Raw genomic sequence first — 513 nt, 5'->3', positions numbered from 1 at the left:
GTTAACGATGTAGTCGGTGATGTCTTGTTTGGCTTCTGTATGGTTGGCATACCGAGTCTGCCAGACACGCTCCATTTTCAAATTCAGAAAGAACCGCTCCATCACGGCATTGTCCCAGCAATTACCCTTGCGGCTCATGCTGAGTACCAGACCATGGTTTTCAAGTAATTGCCGGTGTTCAGCACTGGCATATTGACTGCCCCGGTCCGAATGAACCAATAAACCCGGTGCCGGTTGGCGAACCGAAATAGCCATGCTCAACGCATCGCACACCAGCTGTGCAGGCATGGTCGGTGCCATGGACCAACCCACGATGCGACGTGAATACAGATCCAGCACAGCGGCCAGATATAGCCAACCGCTGTCGGTCCGAATGTACGTCACATCGCACACCCAGGCCGTATTGGGTGCTTCAGGCTCAAACTGACGGTTGAGCACGTTCTCTGCCACCGGCAAATGGTGTTTGCTATCGGTGGTATGAGCGAACTTGCGACGCCAACAGGCCTTGAGTCC

1 pseudogene is annotated in these 513 nt (G+C 54.0%); it reads right to left on the bottom strand.

Annotated features, from left to right (window positions below):
* Positions 1-513, bottom strand: a pseudogene (locus tag HGP29_RS28675) (IS3-like element ISKpn18 family transposase); the annotation flags it as partial.

The sequence above is a fragment of the Flammeovirga agarivorans genome (genome assembly GCF_012641475.1).
In the GTDB taxonomy this organism is placed as follows: Bacteria; Bacteroidota; Bacteroidia; order Cytophagales; family Flammeovirgaceae; genus Flammeovirga; species Flammeovirga agarivorans.
This window is presented reverse-complemented; position numbering and strand designations above follow the sequence as displayed.